20 protein-coding genes are annotated in these 23,427 nt (G+C 65.4%); 2 read left to right on the top strand and 18 right to left on the bottom strand.

Translation table 11 applies throughout. The features are described from left to right. Nucleotides 1–63 precede the first annotated feature (63 nt). The 7 genes from BMZ19_RS07565 to BMZ19_RS07600 all read right to left on the bottom strand — a co-directional run bounded on the left by BMZ19_RS07565 (nucleotide 64) and on the right by BMZ19_RS07600 (nucleotide 9,416). Nucleotides 64–1,503, bottom strand: coding sequence for an ATP-binding protein (locus tag BMZ19_RS07565; RefSeq protein ID WP_090309246.1), 1,440 nt, complete (start codon nucleotides 1,501–1,503; stop codon nucleotides 64–66). Next, complete coding sequence (locus BMZ19_RS07570) at nucleotides 1,496–2,227, bottom strand: response regulator (RefSeq protein ID WP_090309249.1); 732 nt, start codon at nucleotides 2,225–2,227, stop codon at nucleotides 1,496–1,498. Before BMZ19_RS07570 ends, BMZ19_RS07565 begins: the two co-directional genes overlap by 8 nt. Before the next feature lie 35 nt (nucleotides 2,228–2,262). Next, nucleotides 2,263–3,243 (bottom strand): glucokinase, encoded by a 981-nt coding sequence (locus BMZ19_RS07575; RefSeq protein ID WP_090309253.1) that lies wholly within the window; start codon nucleotides 3,241–3,243, stop codon nucleotides 2,263–2,265. After that, entirely contained in the window at nucleotides 3,240–5,066 is a 1,827-nt protein-coding gene (gene edd / locus BMZ19_RS07580) for a phosphogluconate dehydratase (RefSeq protein ID WP_090309256.1), read from the bottom strand. Before edd ends, BMZ19_RS07575 begins: the two co-directional genes overlap by 4 nt. 563 nt (nucleotides 5,067–5,629) lie before the next feature. Continuing rightward, nucleotides 5,630–7,018, bottom strand: coding sequence for a 2-oxoadipate dioxygenase/decarboxylase HglS (hglS, locus tag BMZ19_RS07590; RefSeq protein ID WP_090309262.1), 1,389 nt, complete (start codon nucleotides 7,016–7,018; stop codon nucleotides 5,630–5,632). 135 nt (nucleotides 7,019–7,153) lie between these two features. Next, nucleotides 7,154–8,404 (bottom strand): 2-aminoadipate transaminase, encoded by a 1,251-nt coding sequence (locus tag BMZ19_RS07595; RefSeq protein WP_090309265.1) that lies wholly within the window; start codon nucleotides 8,402–8,404, stop codon nucleotides 7,154–7,156. A 121-nt stretch (nucleotides 8,405–8,525) separates the two neighbouring features. Beyond that, nucleotides 8,526–9,416, bottom strand: a complete 891-nt coding sequence (locus BMZ19_RS07600; protein WP_090309268.1) for a LysR family transcriptional regulator — start codon at nucleotides 9,414–9,416, stop codon at nucleotides 8,526–8,528. A gap of 141 nt (nucleotides 9,417–9,557) precedes the next feature. Between BMZ19_RS07600 and amaB the strand changes: the two genes are divergently transcribed. Continuing rightward, nucleotides 9,558–11,048, top strand: coding sequence for an L-piperidine-6-carboxylate dehydrogenase (amaB, locus tag BMZ19_RS07605; protein WP_090309271.1), 1,491 nt, complete (start codon nucleotides 9,558–9,560; stop codon nucleotides 11,046–11,048). 127 nt (nucleotides 11,049–11,175) lie between these two features. Here the strand turns inward: amaB and BMZ19_RS07610 are convergent, their stop codons facing one another. The 4 genes from BMZ19_RS07610 to BMZ19_RS07625 form a co-directional block, all read right to left on the bottom strand. Next, a complete protein-coding gene (locus BMZ19_RS07610; protein ID WP_244517136.1) occupies nucleotides 11,176–12,120 on the bottom strand; it encodes a DMT family transporter in 945 nt (314 codons plus the stop codon). Between the two features lie 214 nt (nucleotides 12,121–12,334). Then, entirely contained in the window at nucleotides 12,335–13,699 is a 1,365-nt protein-coding gene (locus BMZ19_RS07615) for an OprD family porin (RefSeq protein ID WP_090309276.1), read from the bottom strand. A 298-nt stretch (nucleotides 13,700–13,997) separates the two neighbouring features. Beyond that, nucleotides 13,998–15,353 carry an MFS transporter gene (locus BMZ19_RS07620; protein WP_090309279.1) on the bottom strand — a complete coding sequence of 452 codons (1,356 nt, stop codon included), beginning with the start codon at nucleotides 15,351–15,353 and terminating at the stop codon, nucleotides 13,998–14,000. A 94-nt stretch (nucleotides 15,354–15,447) separates the two neighbouring features. Next, nucleotides 15,448–16,140, bottom strand: a complete 693-nt coding sequence (locus BMZ19_RS07625; protein WP_090309283.1) for a hypothetical protein — start codon at nucleotides 16,138–16,140, stop codon at nucleotides 15,448–15,450. A gap of 143 nt (nucleotides 16,141–16,283) precedes the next feature. Here BMZ19_RS07625 and BMZ19_RS07630 point away from each other — a divergent pair, with 143 nt between their 5' ends. After that, a complete protein-coding gene (locus tag BMZ19_RS07630; RefSeq protein WP_090309286.1) occupies nucleotides 16,284–16,952 on the top strand; it encodes a flavin reductase family protein in 669 nt (222 codons plus the stop codon). Between the two features lie 66 nt (nucleotides 16,953–17,018). On the opposite strand, the gene BMZ19_RS07635 is transcribed toward BMZ19_RS07630, so the two are convergent. From BMZ19_RS07635 to BMZ19_RS07665, 7 genes are all read right to left on the bottom strand, one after another. Continuing rightward, a complete protein-coding gene (locus BMZ19_RS07635) occupies nucleotides 17,019–17,810 on the bottom strand; it encodes an IclR family transcriptional regulator (RefSeq protein ID WP_090309290.1) in 792 nt (263 codons plus the stop codon). A gap of 15 nt (nucleotides 17,811–17,825) precedes the next feature. Continuing rightward, nucleotides 17,826–18,581 (bottom strand): IclR family transcriptional regulator, encoded by a 756-nt coding sequence (locus BMZ19_RS07640; protein WP_090309293.1) that lies wholly within the window; start codon nucleotides 18,579–18,581, stop codon nucleotides 17,826–17,828. A 285-nt stretch (nucleotides 18,582–18,866) separates the two neighbouring features. After that, complete coding sequence (locus tag BMZ19_RS07645) at nucleotides 18,867–19,640, bottom strand: SDR family NAD(P)-dependent oxidoreductase (RefSeq protein WP_170847718.1); 774 nt, start codon at nucleotides 19,638–19,640, stop codon at nucleotides 18,867–18,869. A 96-nt stretch (nucleotides 19,641–19,736) separates the two neighbouring features. Further along, nucleotides 19,737–20,348 carry an NAD(P)-dependent oxidoreductase gene (locus BMZ19_RS07650; protein ID WP_090309297.1) on the bottom strand — a complete coding sequence of 204 codons (612 nt, stop codon included), beginning with the start codon at nucleotides 20,346–20,348 and terminating at the stop codon, nucleotides 19,737–19,739. A gap of 29 nt (nucleotides 20,349–20,377) precedes the next feature. After that, nucleotides 20,378–21,682, bottom strand: coding sequence for a TRAP transporter large permease (locus BMZ19_RS07655; protein WP_090309300.1), 1,305 nt, complete (start codon nucleotides 21,680–21,682; stop codon nucleotides 20,378–20,380). Next, nucleotides 21,675–22,202: a TRAP transporter small permease gene (locus tag BMZ19_RS07660; RefSeq protein WP_090309304.1), complete on the bottom strand. Its 528-nt coding sequence runs from the start codon at nucleotides 22,200–22,202 to the stop codon at nucleotides 21,675–21,677. The genes BMZ19_RS07655 and BMZ19_RS07660 overlap by 8 nt, the downstream gene beginning before the upstream one ends. A gap of 79 nt (nucleotides 22,203–22,281) precedes the next feature. Next, nucleotides 22,282–23,310, bottom strand: a complete 1,029-nt coding sequence (locus BMZ19_RS07665) for a TRAP transporter substrate-binding protein (RefSeq protein ID WP_090309307.1) — start codon at nucleotides 23,308–23,310, stop codon at nucleotides 22,282–22,284. Between the last annotated feature and the right edge of the window lie 117 nt (nucleotides 23,311–23,427).

Consider the following 23,427-nt stretch of genomic DNA (forward strand, 5'->3'; position numbering starts at 1 on the left):
ATTCATTCGCCTTTGCGAGGCATTTGGGCGAATGAATTCGCCCCTACAGGGTTGATCGAGACGTCAGGCGCCCTGGCGCGGCAGCCACAGGGTCACGCGCAGGCCGCCCTCGCGCAGGTTGCGCAGGCTCAGCTCGCCGCCGTGGCTGTGCGCCAGGTTGCGCGCGATGCCAAGGCCCAGGCCGTAGCCCTGCTGCTGGCCAGCCAGGCGAAAGTGCGGCTCGAACACCTGTTCGAGGCTCTGCTCCGGCACCCCCGGCCCCTCGTCGTCGACGTGCAGGGCGAAGGCCTCGGCGTTGTCCTCGATGTGCAGGTGGGCGCGCTGGCCGTACTTGAGCGCGTTGTCCACCAGGTTGCCGATGCAACGGCGCAGGGCCAGCGGCTTGCCGGGATAGGCGGCCAAGGCCTCGCCATCGAGGGTGACCCGGCCGCTGCCGAGGTAGGGCTCGACCAGGCCGTGCAGCAGGTGGTTGAGGTCGACTTGCTCGATGTTCTCGTGGATGTCGGTGTCCTTCACGCACTGGAGGGCGCCCTTGACCAGCAGTTCCAGCTCATCGAGGTCGCGGCTGAATTTGGCCTGAAGCGCCTCGTCGTCGAGCAGCTCGACGCGCAGGCGCAGGCGGGTGATCGGCGTGCGCAGGTCGTGGGAAATCGCACTGAACAACTGGCTGCGCTCGCCGAGATAGCGGCTGATGCGCTCGCGCATACTGTTGAAGGCGCGACTCACCTCCACCACCTCGCTGCCGCCGGCCTCGGCCAGCGGCTCCACCTCGGCGCCGAGCGACATCTCCCGCGCCGCTGCCGCCAGGCGTTTGAGCGGCCGGCTCTGCCAGTGCACCAGCACGCCGATGAACAGCAGCAGAAAGCCGCTGGTGAGCAGGATGAACCACAGTTGCTGGCGCGGCAGGCCCTGGTCTTCCAGGCTGACGTAGGGTTCGGGCAGCAGCGAGGCCAGGTACAGCCACTCGCCCTCGCCGATGCGAATCTGGGTGACCAGAATCGGCGGGTTGAGCGGCTCCAGGCTCAGCGCGTAGTGCGCCCAGGAGCGCGGCAGCTCGTTGAGCTTGAGGCCGCTGTTGAAGACGCGCAGGTCGTCCGGACTGACGAACTGCAGCGACAGCTCCAGCTGCTTGCCGAGGCGCTCGCGCAGCACTGCCTCCACCTCGTCGACCACCGCGCGCTTGCGCGGGGTCTCCGGTAGCACCGGCATCGCCAGAGGCTTGTCGTTGAGGGAGACGAAGAAGCGCGTGCCGCCCATGCTGCGCAACTGGTCGAGCACCATCGGCCGGTAGCCCACCGGCAGGGAACGGAAATAGCTGACGCTGGCCACCATCGACTGCGCCAGGCTGCGCGCGGTGCTGACCAGCCCCTCCATCTGGCTGGCGCGCAGCTGCGACAGCCAGATCAGGCTGGACAGCAATTGGGCGAGCAACACCGCCAGCAAAGTCAGCAGCAGCATGCGCCCGAGCAGCGAGCGCGGCACCAGGCGCCAGCCGCTAGACATGGGGACGCGGCGAGACCTGCGCCGCCAGCAGGTAGCCGGCGCCGCGCACGGTGCGGATCAGCCGCGGCGGCTTGCCGGTGTCGCGCAGGCGCTGGCGCAGACGGCTGACCGCCATGTCGACGATGCGCTCCAGCGGCATCACCTCACGACCGCGGGTGGCGCTGGCGATGGTGTCGCGGTCGAGGATCTGCTGCGGGCGGTCGAGGAACAGCTTGAGCAGGGCGAAGTCGGCGCCGGAGAGGATCACCTCCTCGCCGTCGTGGTGGAACAGGCGATGGCTGACCATGTCCAGGCGCCACTCGTCGAAGGCCAGCACCTCGCTGGCCGCACGCTCCTGGCCGAAACCGGCGCGGCGCAGCAGGGCCTTGATGCGCGCCAGCAGCTCGCGCGGGCTGAACGGCTTGCCCAGGTAGTCGTCGGCGCCCAGCTCCAGGCCGATCACCCGGTCGGCCTCGTCCGAGCTGGCGGTGAGCATGATCACCGGCACCGCGGCGAAGCGCTGGTGCTCGCGCACCCAGCGGCACAGGCTGAAACCGTCCTCGTCGGGCAGCATGACGTCGAGGATCACCAGGTCCGCCGGCTCCGCGGACATGGCCGCGCGGAACCCCGCGCCGTCGCCGACCGCGCGCACCTGGAAACCGGCGCGGCTCAGGTAGGTTTGCAGCAGTTCGCGAATCTCCTGGTCGTCGTCGACCAGGAGGATGGATCTTGCGGCTTGGCTCACTTCGGCCTTCCTTATTGTTCTGTCGCACACTCGAATCAGTGCAACTCGGGACGCTCTTCCAGCGCCTGCTGCAGCGCCACGCCCGCACCTTCCAGACCGGGGTATTCGGCGGTCACCAGCCACACCGGAATGCCGTCGAGATAGCCGCTCATGCAGCCCTTGTCGGCGAGACCGCGGCAGAAACCGCTGGTCTGGAAGAAACCGGCGAAGCGCGGTACCACTCCACCCACTATATACACCCCGCCGCGCGCGCCAAGGGTCAGCACATTGTTGCCGGCGACCCGGCCGAGCCACACGCAGAACTGCTCCAGCACCGCCGACGCCAGCGTATCGCCGGCCAGCGCCGCGGCGGTCACCGCGGCCGGCGAGGCCAGCACCGGGTCGTGGCCGTCGACGGAGCAGAAGGCGCGGTACAGTTGCAGCAGGCCGTTGCCGCTGAGGGCGTCTTCGGCGCGCACATGACCGAGCTGGGCGAACAGCGCCTGCCACAAGGCCGCCTCGCGCGGGTTGCCGATGGGCAGGTCGACATGCCCGCCCTCCCCCGGCAGCGCCTGCCAGCGGCCGCCGCCTAGGGGTAGCAAGGCGCCGACGCCCAGCCCGGTGCCCGGACCGATCACCACCGCCGGGCAACCCGGCTCGGCGACACCCGGGCAGACCTGCAGCCGCTCGTGCGGGCGCAGGCGGGTCATGCCCAGGGCCATGGCGGTGAAGTCGTTGACCAGCAGCAGCCCGCCCGCCGGCAGCCCCAGGCTGCGGCAGAACGCGCTGCGCTCGATGTGCCAGTGGTTGTTGGTGAAGCGGAAATGCTCGCCGCCGACCGGCCCGGCCACCGCCAGGCACACCGCGCCCAGCGCCTCGGCACCGAGGTCCAGGCCGACCAGGTAATGCTCGATGGCCAGCTCGGGAGTGGCGAAGTCGGCAGTGGCCAGCACCTGCACCGACTCCAGTCGTTCGGCGCGCCACAGGGCGAAGCGCGCATTGGTGCCGCCGATGTCTCCGACCAGGGCCAGCTTCACTTCAGGTGCTCCAGGTTGGCGGTGAAGGCGCTCGCGCCCTGCTCGGCGCTGCTGAAGGCCTGGCGCATGAAGGCGAACAGCTCGCGCCCGCAGCCGACGTTCGGCTCCAGATCCCAGCGCGCCGGCTCGCGGGCGGCGAACTCGGCGGCGTCGACCAGCACCTCCAGGGTGCCGGTGTGGCCGTCGACGCGGACCCGGTCGCCGTCGCGCACCCGCGCCAGCGGGCCGCCGTCGAACGCCTCGGGGCAGACGTGGATGGCTGCCGGAATCTTGCCGGACGCACCGGACATGCGCCCGTCGGTGACCAGCGCCACCTTGAAGCCGCGATCCTGCAGCACGCCGAGATAGGGGGTCATCTTGTGCAATTCGGGCATGCCGTTGCTGCGCGGCCCCTGGAAGCGCATCACCGCCACCAGGTCGCGGTCCAGCTCGCCGGCCTTGAAGGCGTCGGCCAGCGCCTGCTGGTCATGGAAGACCCGCGCCTCGGCTTCCACCACCTGATGCTCGGCAGCCACCGCGGACACCTTCATCACCCCGCGGCCGAGATTGCCGACCATCACCCGCAGGCCGCCTTCCGGCGAGAACGGCCGCGCCACCGGACGCAGGATGCTTTCGTCGAGGCTGGCGACCGGGCCCTCGCGCCAGACCAGGCGCTCGCCGTCGAGGAACGGCTCCTCGGTATAGCGGCGCAGGCCGCGGCCCAGCACGGTGTTGACGTCCTCATGGAGCAGGCCGGCGTCGAGCAGCTCGCGCACCAGGAAGGCCACCCCGCCGGCGGCATGGAAATGGTTGATGTCGGCCTTGCCGTTCGGATAGACGTGAGCCAGGGTCGGCACCACCTCGGAGAGGTCGGCCATGTCCTGCCAGGTGAGCTGGATGCCGGCGGCCTGGGCGATGGCCGGCATGTGCAGGGTGTGGTTGGTCGAGCCGCCGGTGGCGTGCAGGGCGACGATGGAGTTGATCAGCACGCGCTCGTCGACGATCTCGGCCAGCGGCAGGAACTGCCCGCCCTGTTTGGTCAGATTGGTGACCTGGCGCGCCGCCTCGATGGTCAGCGCGTCACGCAGCGGCGTGCCCGGATTGACGAAGGAGGAGCCCGGCAGGTGCAGCCCCATCACTTCCATCAGCATCTGGTTGGTGTTGGCGGTGCCGTAGAAGGTGCAGGTGCCGGGGCTGTGGTAGGCCTGCATCTCCGCCTCGAGCAGCTCGCCTCGGCTGGCCTTGCCCTCGGCATAGCGCTGGCGCACATCGGCCTTTTCCTTGTTGGACAGCCCGGACGGCATCGGCCCGGCCGGAACGAACAGCGCCGGCAGATGGCCGAAGCGCAGCGCGCCGATCATCAGGCCGGGGACGATCTTGTCGCAGACGCCGAGGAACAGCGCGGCGTCGAACATGTTGTGCGACAGCGCCACCGCGGTGGACATGGCGATCACCTCGCGGCTGGCGATGCCCAGCTCCATGCCCGGCTCGCCCTGGGTCACGCCGTCGCACATGGCCGGCACGCCGCCGGCGACCTGGCCCACCGAGCCGATGTCGCGCAGGGCCTGCTTGATCTGCTCCGGGTAGTGCTCATAGGGCTGGTGGGCCGAGAGCATGTCGTTGTAGGCAGTGACGATGGCGACGTTGGCCGAATCCATCAGGCGCAGGCGCTGCTTGTCGCCGCCACCGCAGCCGGCCACCCCGTGGGCGAAGTTGGCGCATTGCAGCTTGCCACGCTGCGGCCCCGCGCTGGCTGCCGCATGGATCATCGCCAGATAGCGCTCGCGGGTGGCGCGGCTACGCTCGATCAGGCGCTGGGTGACCTCAAGAACGCGAGGATGCATTGGTTCGACTCCAGGGTGCGGATTATCTTGTTTTTGTACAAACAAAATCCTACCAGATCAACCATAAATCGGAAACAAATGGCGATTTTGTTTTTATAACAACAACCAATCTGAGTGAGAGGCTCCGCAACCAGCCAGCCGACAAGGCCCGCACCCACCGCTCGGTGGCATGCCTCCCGGCGCAGCGGCCCGATGACTGCGAACGCATGTTCGGGGCGGCCGGCTCGCGTTCCGGCATGGGCGGTGGATCAGCCGGGGGTTTGGCAGTTGCGTCGGAGGGGGGCCTGGCCGATTACGACGGACTGCTTGACCGGTTGATTGTCACTGAGCGATTGCAGTCCCTCAAGCTGCATGTAGCGACAACACTGCAGGCACCACTTGTCGCCCTGCGCCAGCCGCATGGCTCCGACCTGCCGTGCGCTTGGGCGTTGCGCCAGCCTCATGCCGGAGTCTTCCAGCTTCGAATGGGGCCCGGTATTGCAGGGCAGCCGCACAGGCGCCAGCCATCCGGCGGCCCATGCCCTGCCCCGCAGGTGCGGCCTCAGCTGGAGCGTCGCCAGCTCTCAAGCCAGAGGCAGGTCCAGCTCCTGCGCACAGGCGGCGAGCGAGGCCTGCTGGGTGCGGGCATACAGCGCCAGCTCGTCGAGCACCGGGCGACCGAGGGCGCGCTCGAACTCGGCGCGGCTGGCCGACTGGTCGTAGGCATCGCGCGTGCTGTCGCCCAGGTTGGACTGGAAGATGCCCGCCGCACTGACCGGCAGGAAGTCCTCGTAGAGCTGCGGCTGCCAGCGCAGCAGGCCGGCCGCCAGCAGCGCCTCCAGGTCGCCCGCCAGGCGGCCCTCGCGCCGCGCGGCGCGACCGGCCTCGGTCACCTGGTAGCGGCCGTAGACCAGCCCCTCGCGGCGCAGCACCGCGTAGTCGTCGGGGAAGTCGGCGAAGCACTGGGCCAGCGCCTCGGCGTAGGCCTGCGGATACTGCGCCGGCGGCACGCCGCGGCAGCGCTCACGGGCGGCGCCGAGCAGCCGGTCGTACAGCGCGCGGCCCCTGGCGGTCAGCGCGGCGCCGCGCTGCTCGATCTCGCCGAAACGCGCGCTGTGCCAGCCCGGCGTGCCGCAGGCGAACTGCACCGCCTCGTCGAGCGCCTTGAAGCTGGTCTGGCGCAGCAGGATCGGGCAGCGCCGCGCCGGCGGCCCCTCCACCAGCTCCTTGGCCGCCATGCCGCGCGCGGGCATGCCGGCCTGCACCGCATCGATGTCCAGGCTGCACGGGGTCAGGTGGTTGATGTGCGGACCCTTGAAGGCCACCACGTCGGCGATCAGCCGGTGCTGCGCCTGCAGCTGCTGGTAGACCTCGGCGCTGACCCGTGCCTGGCGGTGCCAGCGAAAGGTCTGCAGCGCCTCGCGGATGAACACCCCGGCCTGCTCCTCGGTCAGTCCGCCGGCGCGCTCGAACTGCTCGATCAACGCCAGCGCCTGGGCGGTGAAGATCTGCCGGCCGGCGAGGATCTCCGCCGCCTGCTGGCGCAGCGCCGGGTCGTCGATCAGCTCCAGGCGCAGCAGCGAGGTGAACACGCGGAACGGACTGTGCGCCAGCGACGCCTCGTCGACGGCGCGGAAAGCGGTGGCGTGCACCGGGACACCGGCGCAGGCCAGGTCGTAGTAGCTCACCGGCTGCATGCCCATCACCGCGAACAGCCGCGCCATGGTCGCCAGTTCCTGCGCGGTGCCCAGGCGCACGGCGCCGTGGCGCTCCTCCTCGAGTCGCTGCAGGTCGCCGCTGGCGCGCAGCGCTTCGGCCAGCGGCGGGTGGTCGTCCAGCACCCGCCGATTGACCCGGCCGACCAGATCGAGCAGCTCGCCGTACATCGGCACCTCGCTCTGGTACATGGCGGACATGGCCAGGGAGAAACGCCCGCGGATCTCGTCCGGACTGGCAAAGGCATTCTGGTTCATCGCACTGCACTCCTCACTGTGCCCGCCGATGGCGGACGGCGCGGTTGATGTCGATCGGTCTCGCCAGCATTCTGTGCAGGACTGACCGATCGCTCAAACGACTAATTCTCTGTACTTCATTCGCCGCGGGAATCCTCAGAAGCTCACCTGCAGGCTGCGGCGGAAGATCGCCATGCCCTCGTCGAGGATCTCTTCCTCGGCGGTCAGCGGCGCCAGCAGGCGGACGATGTGGCGGTACTTGCCGCTCGGCATCAGCAGCAGGCCGGCCTCGCGGGCGGCGCCCAGCAGGCGGGCGAGGCGTTCGCTGCCCGGCCCGCCGTCGGCGGCGCGCAGCTCGATGCCGCGCATGGCGCCGACGCCGGTCAGGCGCGCCAGCGCCGGGGCCAGCGCGCTGTCCTGCCAGGCCTGGTAGTGGCGCAGGATGCACTGCTCCTGGCGCTCGCCCCAGGTTGCCAGGTTGGCGTCGCTCATCAGCTCGAGGGTGGCCAGTGCCGCCGCACAGGCCAGCGGGTTGCCCGAGTAGGTGCCGCCCAGGCCGCCCTTGGGCAGCGCATCGAGCAGGTGCTGGCGACCGACCACCGCGCCCAGCGGCAGGCCGCCGGCGATGCTCTTGCCGAGCAGCAGCAGGTCCGGCTCGATGCCCAGGCGCGAGAAGGCGAAGCGCTGGCCGGTGCGGCCGAAACCGGACTGGATCTCGTCGATGACCAGCACGATGCCGCGCTCGTCGCAGAAGCGCCGCAGATACTGGGCGAAGCCTGCGTCCAGCGCCTGGAAGCCACCCTCGCCCTGCACCGCCTCGAGGATCACGCAGCCGACTTCCTCGACGTCGATCTCGACGCTGAACAGACGCTCCATGGCGGCGCACGCGGTCTCGACGCTGACGCCGTTGTCCGCGCTTGGGTACGGCAGGTGGTAGACCGGGCCGGGCAGGCTGCCGACCTTCTGCTTGTAGGGGGCGACCTTGCCGTTGAGGTTGAGCGCGGCCAGGGTGCGGCCGTGGAAGCCGCCGTCGAAGGCGATCACCGCGCTGCGCCCGGTGGCGGCGCGGACGATCTTCAGGGCGTTCTCGGTGGCCTCGGCGCCGCTGTTGGTGAGCATGCCGGACAGGCCGTAGGACACCGGCACGAAGCGCGCCAGGGCCGCCAGCAACTGGCTGTAGCCCTCGTGGGGCAGCGCGTTGAATGCCGAGTGGGTCAGCCGCCCGGCCTGCCCGCGCACCGCCTCGACGATGCGCGGGTGGCAGTGGCCGAGGTTGAGCACGCCGATGCCGCCGACGAAGTCGATGTAGCGCTTGCCCTGGGTATCCCAGACCTCGGCGTTGCGGCCGTGGCTGAGGCTGATCGGGTGGACGATGGCCAGGGACTGGCTGACGTGGGTCGCTTGCATGGCGCGCTACTCCGCGAGGGGTTTTGGGTGCGCTTCATGAAATCGACAAGGGTTGCCCCCCGGCAAACGAATTAAACTCGGCCTTTGATTCCTTTTTTTCCTGCAAGAATCGAATGCGCCCTCAGCCGGCGTCCAGCTGGCCACGAATCCACTCCACGAAGGCGCGGATCTTCGGCACGTCGGCGGCATGCTCGGCGTAGGCCATGAAGTGCTTGCCGCCACTGGGCAGCTCGTGGTCCCAGGCGATCACCAGCTTGCCGTCATTGAGCTCGTCCTCCACCAGGAAGCGCGGCACCAGCGCCACGCCGCAGCCGGACTGGGCGGCGCGGATGCACATGTAGAAGGTCTCGAAGCGCGGCCCGTGGTAGCTGTTGCTGCTCTGCAGCCCCTGGCTGTGGAACCAGTCGTGCCAGGCCTCCGGGCGCGACACGCACTGCAGGAGCACCTGCTCGCCGAGCTGTTCGGCGCTGGCGATGCCGCCGGCGCACAGGTCCGGCGCGCAGACCGGCACCATCGACTCGCCGAACAGCTCGATGCATTCGGCCCCGGGCCAGGTGCCCTGGCCGAAGAAGAACACCACGTCGGCCTTGCCCTGCAGCAGGTCGAACGGCTCCAGCACGTTGTGCAGGTCGAGATGGATATTGGGGTTCGCCGCGCCGAAACCCTTGAGGTGGGGAATCAGCCAGCGCGCACCGAAGGTCGGCTGGGTCGCCACCTTGAGCACCTCGGTGTTGCCGCCGTAGGAGAGGATGTAGTGGGTGGACATCTCCACCTGCTTGAGGATCTTGTTGACCTCGGTCAGGTACAGCGCACCGGCCGGAGTCAGTTGCAGGCGGCGGCGGATGCGGCGGAACAGCAGGTGCTGGAGCATGTCCTCCAGCTGGGCGACCTGCTTGCTCACAGCGCTCTGGGTCAGGTGCAGTTCCTCGGCGGCGCGGGTGAAGCTCAGGTGGCGCGCGACGGCTTCGAAGCACTGCAGCGCGGTCATGGATGGCATCAGGCGTTTGGACATGGCGTTCTCGGCGGCCGGGGCAGGCCAAGCATGAATTCAAGGAATGACATAACAAAAAACGCTCGCTTGTGAGCGCGCAATATGCGGATTAATACTGGTCGGGAGGCCAAATTTCAATCAAACCTGCGACAGGAGCTATCCATGGTCGACAATCTTCTCAGCCGTCTGGGCGTTAGCGCCCAGGCCGCCAGCCAAGGCGCCCACGTCATCCACAGCCCCATCGACGGCAGCCGCATCGGCGCCGTGGCGCTGGAGCCGGCCAGCAGCGTCCCGGCCCGGATTGCCGCCGCCCAGCAGGCCTTCGAGGCCTGGCGCAGCGTACCGGCCCCGCGCCGCGGCGAACTGGTGCGCCTGTTCGGCGAAGTCCTGCGCGCCCACAAGGCCGACCTGGCCGAGCTGGTGTCCTGGGAGGCCGGCAAGATCACCCAGGAAGGCCTGGGCGAAGTGCAGGAAATGATCGACATCTGCGACTTCGCCGTCGGCCTGTCGCGCCAGCTGTACGGTCTGACCATCGCCTCCGAGCGCCCCGGCCACCACATGCGTGAGAGCTGGCACCCGCTGGGCGTGGTCGGTGTGATCAGCGCCTTCAACTTCCCGGTCGCCGTGTGGGCGTGGAACGCCACCCTGGCACTGGTCTGTGGCAACGCCGTGGTGTGGAAGCCGTCGGAGAAGACCCCGCTGACCGCCCTCGCCTGCCAGGCGCTGTTCGACAAGGCGCTCAAGGCCTTCGGCGACGCACCGGCCGGCCTCAGCCAGCTGATCGTCGGCGACCGCGATGCCGGCGAAGCCCTGGTCGAAGATCCGCGCGTGGTGCTGGTCAGCGCCACCGGCAGCACTCGCATGGGCCGCGAAGTCGCCCCGCGCGTCGCCGCCCGCTTCGGCCGCTGCATCCTTGAACTGGGCGGCAACAACGCAATGATCCTGACGCCGAGCGCCGACCTGGACATGGCCGTGCGCGCCATCCTGTTCAGCGCCGTCGGCACCGCCGGCCAGCGCTGCACCACCCTGCGCCGCCTGATCGCTCACGAGTCGGTCAAGGACGAGATCGTCAGCCGCCTCAAGGCCGCCTACGCCAAGGTGCGCGTCGGCCACCCGCTGCAGGGCAACCTGGTCGGCCCGCTGATCGACAAGCAGGCCTTCGAGTCCATGCAGAACGCCCTGGTAAAAGCCCGTGACGAGGGCGGCCAGGTGTTCGGCGGCGAGCGTCAGCTGGCCGACAGTTATCCGGACGCCTTCTACGTCACCCCGGCGCTGGTGGAGATGCCGGCACAGAGCGAGGTGGTGCGCCACGAGACCTTCGCGCCGATCCTCTACGTGCTGGGCTACCGCGACTTCGACGAGGCGCTGCGCCTCAACAACGAAGTGCCGCAGGGCCTGTCCTCGTGCATCTTCACCCTCGATGTGCGTGAGGCTGAGGCCTTCCAGAGCGCGGCCGGCAGCGACTGCGGCATCGCCAACGTCAACATCGGCCCGAGCGGCGCGGAGATCGGCGGCGCCTTCGGTGGCGAGAAGGAAACCGGCGGCGGCCGTGAATCCGGCTCGGACTCCTGGAAGGCCTACATGCGCCGGCAGACCAACACCGTCAACTACTCGCGCGAACTGCCGCTGGCTCAGGGCATCGTGTTCGACTGACCGGGCAACACCGACCGCGCCGCGCCATGCCTCCCCACATGGCGCGGCGCGGCCGTTTCTCCGCTCCACCCTTCCCTCTGGAGCGCCTGAAAAAGACGCTCAACGTTGCTCCCGCGCAGGTGGATGCCTAGGAGCATGGCCTGCTCCGGCCGCGTCCATCGACGATCCCCGGAGTGCAATCGAGCGCTTTCCCGGCGGCCCGCCCCGGAGCAGTCTCTGCAGCGCCACGCGCACTGCTGAGCAGCGTCCCCCCCAGCACCGCCACCACGCCGATGAAATGCCAGTACGTCAGCGGCTCATCGAGCAGCCACGCGGCGAAGCCCACCCCGAATACCGGGATCCACGCCAGATAGACGGCCGCCTGGCCAATGCCCAGCGCAGCGATACTGCGCCCCCACACCACGGCCCCCATGGCCGTGGCCAGCACGCCGGAAAACAGACAAAACCCCCAGCCCAAGCCACTCAGCGCCACTAGCGCGGGGAGTGCCTCGTCCACCGTGACGCCGGCATGAGCCGTCAGCAGCAAGGCTCCCAGCACATGCAGAAAACCACCAATGGCCAATGGGCTGCTGTTGCGCGCCAGGCGCTGCACTATCACCCCGCCACAGGCGAAGGAGGATATGGAAGCCAGAATCAGGAGGTCGCCGGCGGCGACACCAGACCAGCCAGCCCCCGGCCGATTGAGAATCACCAAGGCAACGCCTCCAAATGCCAGCAAAACCCCAGCCATGTAGGGCACTGTGAGGCGCTTGCGAAATATCAGGGCCTCCAGCAGCCCGGAAATCATCGGGGAAAGCGCCATGATCAAGGCACCATTGGTAGCTGTGGTGCGCTCCATCCCCGCGGCAAAAAGCACCTGATTGGCATAGACCATCAGAAAGGCGCAGAGCAATCCCAGCAACAGGGTGCGTCCCCGCCAGCGAGGAAAACGGCCTCTGCAGCAGTACAGCAAGACCACCAGCGCTACTGCCGCCAGGACCATGCGCACACTGGCCACCAGCATGACATCGAGCATGCCGGTCAACTGCTTGACCACCGAGATGTTCAGCCCCCAGACCACCATGAGTGCCATCAGGGCCAAATGGACCCTCAAGCTGCTCCCTGTACCGTGCATATATCTGACCCTCGACCTGAATAGCCGAGCTTCTGCCACGAGCAATGCAAAAGCCATAGGCAAAAAAAAGGGTAGCCCCGACAAGTGCTACCCCTGCTCTCCAAATGAGTTACCTCTCGCTGCCAGGCGGAAGAGCCAAGTTGCCGTGTTTCAGTCGTCCCCGTTAGATGACTTAGAACACGTTAAGCGGATACTCGGCGATGACGCGAACTTCATCGATATCGGTATAGCGATAGCCGGTAGTGCTGCGGTGGGTGGCATGGCGCACGCGCATGGACAGATTCTTCGCCGGGCCACTCTGGATGACGTACTTGACCTCCAGGTCGCGCTCCCAGTGCTTGTTGTCCTTGCTGGTGTCGTACACATGCCGCGCTGTGTAGCGAGCGTTGTTGCTGTCGGCGTTGTCCATGTCGTCGCCGCGGATATAGCGCGCCATGAAGCTCAGCCCCGGCACGCCATAGGCGACCATGTCCAGGTCATAACGCAGCTGCCAGGACTTCTCGTTGGCTTCGGTGAAGGTGGCGAATTGCGCGGCGTTGCCGATGGCGACGTTGCCACCCATGCTGCCGAAACCGACCCAGTCCAGCGGTTCGTCGCCATGCAGGCTCTGGTAGCCCACGGTGAAGGTATGTCCACCCAGGATATAGCTGGTGAGCAATGACCAGGAGGTGTTGTCGATCTCGCCGCCCAGGCTCTGCCCATGATCCTGCGTGTGATAGCCGGTGAGGTTGAAGCTCAGCGCCTGCCCGGTGGCCAGCGGCAGACGGTACTTGGCATTGCCGTAGTACTGGCGCCAGACGTCTTCCAGCTCGGAGCCGTACAGACTAGCACTCAAGTCGTTGCTGAACTTGTAGTTGGCCCCCAGGTAGTCGACCTTCTTCGAGGTGATGCCGACGGCGTAGTCGGTGGTCAGTTCGCCGTCGCTGTTGGTGGAGTCGACACCATTGACCGAGGTGAAGCGGCCGTAGTCGAGATTGAGGTCGGCGATCTCGTTGACACTCAGGGTCCAGCCGGTCGCGGTGGCCGGAAGCAGGCGCACGGTACTCACGGCAAAGACCGGGGCGGCGGGCATCTGGGCGCCGTACTTCAGTACGCTCTTGGAGACCCGCGCTTTCACCGAGCCGCCCAGCTCGGAATAGGCATCCTCGGGGTGACCCTCGGTATCCACGGCCAGCAGGTTGGTACCGGTGCGGCCACCACCGCTGTCCAGTTTAAGCCCCAGAAAGGCATGCGCATCCAGGCCGAAGCCAATGGTGCCTTGGGTGAAGCCGGAGGTGTATTGCGCCATCACGCCATGCGCCCACTCCTCGCGGTAACCGTTGCGCTCGGCAATCGGCTTGAAGCGGTTGCGGCCCGCCGAGTTGAAGGTGCCGTTACGCAGATCGCGGTGAAAGTAGAAGTTCCGATTGAGCACATCCAGACGACCGTCTTCGATGAAGCCCTTGGCGTCAGCCTGATTGGCCTGAGCGGTGCCGGAAGCAATGGCAATGGCGCTCAGCAGGGGAAGCGCCGCGAGATTGAGCGGAAATTTTTTCATGGTGTCCCTTTCTTGTTGTTGGAGCCGGGTCAGGTGACGTGATCGGACGCATGTCGCCGTTCCACCTGCCCTACGCGGGAAAAGCATCGGCAGAGCCTCGCCGCAGACGCCATTCAAATTATCCATAAACAAATTTATTTGCCAATACAAAATTTAAAAACTTCTCACCGACAAGAAAGCGAATAGAAATTCATCGAAAAAAGACAAAAACAGGCCATCCCCATTGAAAGGGAGATAGCCTGTCGAGCCAATGGAATGGGCTAGCTAGAAGCGGAATAGACCAACTGCGGACCGATGCTCAGTCCTCGCGGGCCCCCACATGGACGGCGCTCTGCGGGACCAGGAAGATCATCACCAGAGCGGACAACAACATCACGCCACCGATGGTGATCAGTCCAGCACTGCTGCTTCCGGTAAGGTCGCGGGTGTAGCCGATCAGCCAGGGCGCGGCGAAGCCGCTGAGGGTGGCCAGCGAGCTGACCATGGCGATGCCGGCAGGCGCCGCCTTGCCCTTCAGGTAGGTCGCCGGCAGCGACCACGCCACGGTGACGCCGCCGCTGAAGCCGAACCCGGCCAACCCCAGCAGCAATAGCGAGGTCAGCAGCGAACCCTGCCACTGGCTGGCCACCGTCAGCATCACGGCCGCAAACAGCATGCTCAGGGCATAGTGCCAGCGGCGCTCGCGGCGCAGGTCGGAGCTGCGTCCCACCAGCAGCATGCCCATGGCGGCCATGGAGAAGGGAATCACCGCGTACAAGGCGATCTGCGACACGTCCTTGATGCCCATCTGCTGGATCATGGTCGGCAGCCAGAAATTGAAGGCATAGGAACCGCAGTAGGCGCTGAAGGCCAACAGAGCCAGCAGGTAGACACGCGGATCGATCAGGGCGGAGAGAATGGCATCACGCCCGTGCCCATCGTCGTGCCCGTGGGACTCGCGGTCCTTGCGCATGATCTGCTCGTGCAGCTGCTGCTCCCCGGCCGAGAGCCAGCTGGCACCTTCGGGCTTGTCGCTCAGACAGAGGAAGCAGACCACGCCCACCAAGATGATCGGCAGCGCCTCGAGCAGGAACATCCACTGCCAGCCGGCCCAACCATTGATCCCGCCCATGTTCTGCATGATCAGCCCTGAAACGGGGCCGCCCAGGATCGGGGCGGTCAGGGTAGCCAGCAGCAGGATCGAGGTGACGCGACCACGCAGGTAGCTGGGGAACCAGTAGCTCAGGTAGAGGATGACGCCGGGGAAGAAGCCGGCCTCGAACACGCCGAGCAGGAAGCGCAGCACATACAGCTGGCTGGCGGTGGTGACGAACATGGTCATCGCCGAGGTGATGCCCCACAGCACCATGATGCGCGTCAGCGTCTTACGTGCACCGATCTTGTCCAGCAGCAGGTTGCTGGGAATCTCGAACAGGGCGTAGCCCAGGAAGAAGATGCCGGCGGCCAGTCCGTACTGGGTTTCGGTGATGCCCAGCAGCGGCTGCATTTGCAGCTTGGCGTAGCCGATGTTGACCCGGTCGAGGAAGGAGAAGAAGTAGGCCACGAAAAGGATGGGCAGCAGGCGCCAGAGCACCTTGCGGAACAGCTCTTGCGCAGCGTCAGGGCTGACAGCCAGGCCTCCGCCAACCGGGTAGCTCAGGGTTTGAGTCTTCATTGTTGTCTCTCTTGTATTTGTTTAGTGCCGCACCCATGGCAAGGGGGGGATTTCAAATATTCGTACTCATCCCTGATGCTGCTCAACGCGGCGCTCAGGCCGGCTTCAGTACATGCTCCCTGGCAAAGAACCTGTGGGTCCCGCCGCCGATGAAATGCCCGATGTCGTGCAGGATTTCTTCCTGTCCACGGGGCGAGTCGAAATAGCGTTCCAGCAGGGCCTCCTCGCTGGGGAAATGCAGCTCCGACAAGCCGCGAATGGCGGGCGCGTCCTCCGAGAGAACCTCGTCGACCCAGTGCCGCACGTAGCGCGCCAGACCGACATGCACCTTCACCGCCAGATGCTGGTGACGTTCCCAGCTGCGCTGGACCGCGCTATCGGGCATGTCCTCGTGGAAGAACAACCCGCGCAGCAGCTTGTAGCCCGGTGTGGGCTTGCCCACCAGCAAGTCGGGCTTGTGCAGGACCTCCGTCTCGGTGATGCGATAGCAGTGCAGCACCTCCACCCATTCCTGCAACTCGGCCTCGCCAACCGCGAGCAGCCGCTCGAAGTCGGCGCCGGACTCGCACCAGACCTGCAGGATCACCTCGTACTGCGGCCCGACCGTCACCTCCGCACCGCCATAGATGGCAAAGCCAGCAGGCGGGCAATCCGCAAGATTGACGATCAGCCGTTGTACCGGCACCGGCGCCATCTCCAGCAAACGAGGCGCAAGGGACTCGAGAAACCATTGGCGGAAGGCTCCGGTTCTTTCGGGGCGCGCTTTCAGGAAACACATGAACTGCATGGACATCCTCCTGATCCGGACGGTGACAGCCTGGGACTGCTGAACAGGCACAAACCAAAATTACGCTTTTGCAAATAACTTTGTCAATATGCAATAGTAGACCAAGGAAGTCGACAATCACCGCACACCTGGAGAACGACACCATGAGCAGTAACGCAGGCAGCGCATCCCCGGCTCAGCAGTCGGTGAGCTTTGACACCAGCGAGCTGGGCTGGGCCGATCAGTACAAACTGCTGTCCAGCACCATCATCCCCCGCCCCATCGCCCTGGTTTCCACCGATGGACCGCTGGGGCCTAACGCAGCCCCCTTCAGCGCCTTCAACTACATCAGCATCGATCCGCCGATGCTGATGTTCAGCGTCGGCCCCAACCAGGGCGCCAAGAAGGGCCAGGAAAAGGACACGCTGGTCAACGTGCGGGCGACCGGCGAGTTCGTCGTCAACGTGGTCGACGAGGCGAATATCGAAAAGATGAACCTGTGCGTGCCGGAGTACGCGGCCGGCGTAAACGAGATCGAACTGGCCGGCTTCACCACGGCCCCCTCGGTGCGCATCCAGCCGCCGCGCATCGTCGATGTGCCGGTACAGTTCGAATGCAAGCTGGTGCAGATCCTCGAACTGGGCAACAGCCCCTACCACGTGGTGATCGGCGAGGTGGTACAGGTGCACTGCCGTGAGGACGTGATCGACGAGCGCAAGCATATCGACATGGCGCGCCTGAACCCGATCGGCCGGCTGATCGGCCCCGGCATGTACTCGCGCATCACCGACAACTTCCAGCTACTGCCGCCCGCGCTGCCGGAACAGGCCTGAAACGACAGCGGCCAGCTCCGCAAGGGAGCTGGCCGCGCTTTACGTTCCGCTGTTGGGTGTGCCGCGTTACTGGCCGAAATGCCCCAGCCGCATGGACAACTCGCCAGCCCTGCGCCGCAGCTCTTGTGCCGTCTGGCCATCGAGTGCGAGGTCCATCGCCGGGGTTTCGTCGAACAACGTCAGCGCGAAGGCCATCTCGCCGCTGAGACCGAACACCGGCGCGCTCATCGCGCTCAGCCCAGGCATCGGCGCATCCTGGCGAACCTCCATGCCCTGGCTGCGGATCGTCGCCAGCCCGTCGATGAATCTCTTGCGCTCGGCCGCGCTCAGACTACGCCCGGCTGCCCGCACACCCTCCTGTGCCAGCGCTCCCTCGACGATGGCCTGCGGCATCCAGGCCGAAAAGACCCGGCCGATCGAGGAGTTCACCAAGGACATGACCGAGCCCAGGCGGATTTCCGAGTACAGGCTGTAGCGCGACTCCTCCATCCGCACCACCGTCGGCCCCAGGGCGCCCCAGACGCTGAGCGCCACGGCATGCCCGGTCGCACCGGCCAGCTCTCTGACCACCACCTCCGCCTCGTCCAGCGGGTTCAGATAGTGCAGACCGAGGATGCCCAGCTCCTGCGACAGCAGGCCCGGCTCGTAGAGCCCGGTCGCCTCATCCTTGTGTGCCAGTCCGGCGCGCACCAGGCTCACCAGGTAGGGGAAGGCCCGCGCCGAACTCATGCCCACCGCCGCAGCAAAGTCCTTCAGCGATACCGCCCCGCCAAAGCCGATCAACGCCTCCAGCAGCTCGGCGGCGACCTCCACCGACTGAATGCCACGCTGCTGCTTTTCTTCGTTCTGTTCGCTCATGCTCGCGCTCCCGACTCAGGGTTGGGCCGACAGGCCGTCGGCTGCCAGACGTATCGCTTCGGTCACCTCGGCGATGCGCCCCTCATCGAAGCTGGTGGCTGACGAGAAGACGCTCAGCGCCAGCAGCAGGCGTCCCTCGGCATCGAATATCGGTGCGGAGAAGGCGGACACCGAAGGCGTCGGATAACCCAGCGCCATCGACAGGCGCTGGGCCCGGATCTCCGTCAGGTCCTGCTGGAACTGGCCGGAGCGGAAGGCATCCAGGCTGTCGCGGGTGAAGGTCTGGTTGGCGATCACCTCCTCGCACAGCGCCTGGGGCTGGAAGGCCGAAAACAGCCGACCGGTCGCGGTGCGCGTCAGCGACATGATGGTACCCAGACGAAAGCCGATATTGAGCACCATGCCGTGCTCGATGTAGCGCACCACGGTCGGGCCGTGCCTGCTCCATACCGCGAGAAACACGTTCAGCCCCAGACGGCGACCCAGCTCGTCGGCGACCGGCATGGCTTCGCGCACCTTGGGCAGGTTGTGCAATGCGGCAACCCCGAGCCGGAAGGACAGAGGCCCCGGCTCGAACTCCTGGGTAAAGGGGTTACGCTTGAGGAGGCCGACTCGCGTCAGGCTGACCAGGTAGGTGAATACCTGCGCCGCAGGCGTATCCACCAGCTCTGCAATCTCCTTGAGTGTCAGCGGGCGTGCCTGAGCGACCACCGTCTGCAGGATCTGTCCCGCCACCTCGACACTCTGAATCCCTCTCTGCGTCGCCTTCATCGGTTCCCTTTCCAAAAAACAACACCGGCCGGGGCCGGTGTCGATGTTGTCTACACGCTGCCCCTGTCTGAAGCTTCAGCCAGGGTCGCGAGGTCAGCGCACTGTATAGCCCCCGTCGGCCATGTAGCAACTGCCGGTCACGAAGGATGCGCGCAGAGCTTGGCATCCTGCGCCACCTTGCCGGCGAACTCGTCGCCATCCTTGTTGAGTTCATGCGTGTTCTCCTCTACCCGGCCTTCACGGAGTGCCCATGCAAAGGCCGGGCTGGATAGCCAATCCGGACCATCAGGAGACCAGATAGCCACCGTCTACCGGCAGCACCACGCCGGTGACATAGCTGGCGGCCGGCGAAGCCAGGAAGGCGATCGGCCCGATCAGCTCGCTCGGATCGGCAGCACGCTTCATCGGCACGTGCTGGAGGAAGCTGGCCAGTGCCTGTTCGTTACCGCGGGTGCTGGCCGACATGGCAGTAGCGAACATGCCCGGAGCAACCGCGTTGACGCGGATGCCGTCATCGGCCAGCTCGGCTGCCAGGGTACGGGTGAACTGCGCTACGGCGCCCTTGGAAATGGCATAGGTCGGAGCAGTAGTGGCGGCGACGAAGGACTGGATCGAGGCCACATTGATCACGTTGCCGCGGGTGCTTTTCAGTGCCGGCAGGAAGGCCTGGGTCACGTTGAACGGACCATGGACGTTCACCGACAGGGTGATGGACAGCGCATCGCAGGCTTCCGGAGAGGCGAAGGGCACGCGCTTGAGCAGGCCGGCGTTGTTGACCAGCACGTCGATCTCGCCGATCTCTGCAGCAACCATTTCCGCCAGACCTTCACAGGCAGCGCGGTCGCTCACATCCAGGGCGAAGCCCCAAGCCTCGCCGCCGGAGGCACGGATGGAGGCAGCCGTGTTGGCGGCACCTTCTCCGTCGATGTCCACCACTACCACCTTAGCCCCGAGAGCGGAAACGCCTCTGGCGACCGCTTCGCCGTTGCCGCGTGCGGCACCGGTGATCAGGATCAGTTTGCCCGCCAGGGAGAACAGGGTTTGGTTTTGCTGAGTCATGATTGCTTCCTTATTGTTTTCGACGGGCCAGCCCATAAGCAGGGACTGGCGCTACACCGTGGCTACGCAAGGTATTTGCTTGGGTTCAGGGACTGCTCAATAACCGACCGTGATGCGCTGGGATGGATGGCGGCCTCTTTGCAGTTCATCCAGCAGGGCAATGGCGAAATCCTCCACCGAGATCCAGCTCTTGCCCTGCTCGTCCACCAGCAGGCGATCCAGGCCCAGGCGATAGCGGCCGGTTCGCTCGCCGCGGGCAAACTGCGCCGATGGCGCAATGAAGGTCCAGCTCAGCTCGGACTGGCTGGCCAGCGCGGCAAGAAACTCGCAACCGGCCAGCGCCTCGGCGCGAGCGACCGCAGGGAAGCTCGGGCTGTCCACCAGCCGGCTGCCATCAGGCAATTGCAGGCTTCCAGCACCACCCACGACCAGCAAACGCCCTACCCCGCTGGCTCGCACCGGCGCCAGCAAGGTCGCTGCAGAGAGTTGCAGGAAACGCACGCTGCTGATCACCGCATCGTGTCCGCGCAGCACTTCGCTCAACGACGCCATATCGGCAACGTCCAACTCGGCCACCGTCAACCCCGGACGGGGCGCCAGCGCTGCGGCATGCCGGGCAATCGCTGTGACCTGATGGCCGCGGCCAAGAGCCTCCTCCAGCAGAACGCCACCGACATTGCCGGTTGCACCTATCAAGGCAACTTTCATCTCAACACCTCGTTTCCTAGCAAATTGCCTCAGCCCATCTGCGAGGGCAGATAGAGCACCAGCATGGGGAAGGCGACCAGCAGGACCAGGCGGACGATATCCATCAGCACGAAGGGAAACGCCCCGCGCATGATCTGGACCAGATTGGTATCGGGGGCCACCGACTTGATGACGAACAGGTTCATGCCCACCGGCGGCGTGATCAGGCCCAGTTCCACCGCCACCACCATGATGATGCCGAACCAGATCGGGTCGAAACCGAAGTGCACGATCACCGGGAACACGATCGGCACCAGCAGGATCATCATCGCCATCGACTCCAGCACGCAGCCGAGCAGGATGAAGAAGCTGAGGATCAGCGCCAGCGTGCCCATCGGGCCGAGGCCCAGGCCGACCAGCAGGTCGGCCACCTTCTGCGGAGTCTGGGTAACGGTCAGGAAGTAGCCGAACAGCAACGCACCGATGATCACCGTATAGATGGACACCGAAGTCTTCAGCGCGTCGACCAGGCAAGTCAGGGTTCCACGCCAGGTCAGGCTCCTGCGGACGAAACCGATGATCAGGGTGACCACCGCACCCAGTGCTGCGGCCTCGGTCGGCGTGACGATGCCCTGATAGATACCGCCGATGATGGCGACGAAGACCAGCGCAATGGCCCAGGTGCCGCGCAGGGAGGCGAATTTCTCCGTCCAGCTGGTCTTCTGCCCGGCCGGCACGGTCCCTGGCCGGAAATAGCCAATCAGCCAGATCACCGTCATGTGCATCAGCACCGCGATCAAGCCGGGAATGACACCCGCGATGAACAGCCTGCCGACGTCCTGCTCGGTGATGAAGGCGTAGACCACCATGATCACCGACGGCGGAATCAGGATGCCCAGGGTGCCGCCCGCGGCGATCATCCCGGTAGCCAGGCTGTCGGAGTAACCCAGCCGGCGCATTTCCGGCAGGGCGATCTTGGTCATGGTGGCCGCGGTGGCAACCGACGAACCGCAGATCGCCGAGAAGCCGGCGCAACTGGCGATGGTCGCCGTGCCCAGCCCGCCGCGCCGGCCGCCGAACCAGGCGTTGGCCGAGCGGAACAGCTCGCTGCTCATGCCGCTGGCCGTGGCGAACACACCCATCAGCACGAACATGGGAATCACGCTCAGTTCGTAGTTGGTCACCGCCCGCAGGGGTGACATAGCCAGCAGATTCAGCGCCGGATCAATGCCCACCACAGCGGCGAAGCCGCCAACCCCCACCAGGCTCATGGCAATACCCACCGGCACCCTCAGCAACATCAGGGCAAAAAGGGAGATAAAGCCAATGATCGCAATGATATCGCGCTCACTCATAGTAATTGCTCCCTTCTTCTTTCTGACGCAGGCAATCGCTTTCTTCACCGGAAATAATCAAACGCATCAGCCTCAGCAAAGCCATCAGTGCTGCAGCCAGCACACCGAGCCAGGCCAATGCATAGGCCGGCCATATAGCCAAGCCCAGATCGAAGGTTTCCTCATTGGAGAGATAGGTCTTTTCCACCGTGCCAAACAATTTCCAGGCGAACAGCACTACAAAACAGAACACCAGAGACTCGGCGAATATATCCACCTTGCGCCGGGCCCAGGGACTCAGCACCGAACAAAAGATATCAACCTTGATATTTTCATTATGGCAACAAGCCGCTGCCAGACCCCACAGCACGGAAATTCCCAACAGCAAGCGCGATATGTCGTAGCCATCCGGCAGTGTGAACGGCATGAGGTAGCGCACCATTGCCGTGAGAAAAATCAGGACAGTCATAAGTCCCAGCATCACACCGGAAACGATCTCGATTTTCTTGGCAGTTCTATCTATCAAATCGAAAAATTGCACAAGGCCACCCTCCCCGCCAGCAACTGACGGAAAACCGGCCTCCCGGCACAGGAGGCCAGTTCAGACTTTTTGGTTATTTTTACTCGAACGCAGAGGAATGACTTTTCAAGCTGGCAATCAGATCACTCCAGACCTTACCGGCGTCATAACCCTGCTTGTTGACGCGCTCGGCCCATGCTTCACGGAGAGACTCACCATTCTTGATCCAGGCTTGGGTTTCTGCCTCGGAAGGCTTGACCATGATCTGGTTGGAGTCGGCACGCAGGCGATCAAGGCCAGCCATCTCGAACTCATTCCAGGGTTTGGCCAGACGCTCGGCCCACTCGGCGGTGCAATGGGCATCGATGACCGCCTTCTGCTCGACGTTCATCCCCTCGTACGCTGCCTTGTTGATGACTACCGTCGCCGCGTTGGTATAGAGCGGCAGATCGACGTGGTACTTCGCCACCTCATCCAGGTTGTACAGCCAGAAGGAGCCATTCGGATAGAAGATGGCGTCTGCCGAGCCCTTCTCCAGAGCGTCACGCGCCTCAGGTGCGGCAACCTGGACATTGGCGCCGCCCATCTTGGTGATATAAGTGGCCACCGATGCGTTGGAGGCGCGAATATTCAGCCCCTTCAAGTCCTCGGGGGCGCTGATCCTGGTTTTCGAGTGCAGGGTACCCGGGGTGTTGACGTGGGTGATGCACACCTTCACATCTTTCATCTCGCGCTTGGCATAGGGTGCATACCACTCATGCACTGCTGCGCTGCCCTTATCGCCATCGGTCAGGATAAACGGGAATTCGACCGCGCCCAGAACTGGGAAGCGACCCGGCTGGTAGCCCGGATTGACCCAGGTGACATCCGCCACGCCATCGCGGGCCATATCGTAGTGATCCTTGGCCGCGCCCAGTTGCTGTGCTGGGTAGAACTCGAACTTGATGGTGCCGCCCGAAGCCTCGGTAATCGATTTCGCCCAGTCGGGAAAACTGTGCTGTGCCAGCGGATGCTGATCGGGCAGCCAGTGGGCGAATCGCAGGGTTACATCGTCAGCAGCCAAGGCATGGCCGGTGAACAGCATGCCGACAGCTGCAGCAGAGAATACTTTCTTGTTGTTTTTGAACATGCTTTTGCCTTCTTGTAGTTGTAGTGGAGACACTAGCGCTACGACCGGGCGACAACTCCGACCCGGCTTTGTAAACCCAACCGGCAGCTGCCAAGGCAACCGGTCGGGATAACCCTG

Origin of the sequence: Pseudomonas linyingensis (assembly GCF_900109175.1) — a bacterium.
Taxonomy (GTDB): domain Bacteria; phylum Pseudomonadota; class Gammaproteobacteria; order Pseudomonadales; family Pseudomonadaceae; genus Geopseudomonas; species Geopseudomonas linyingensis.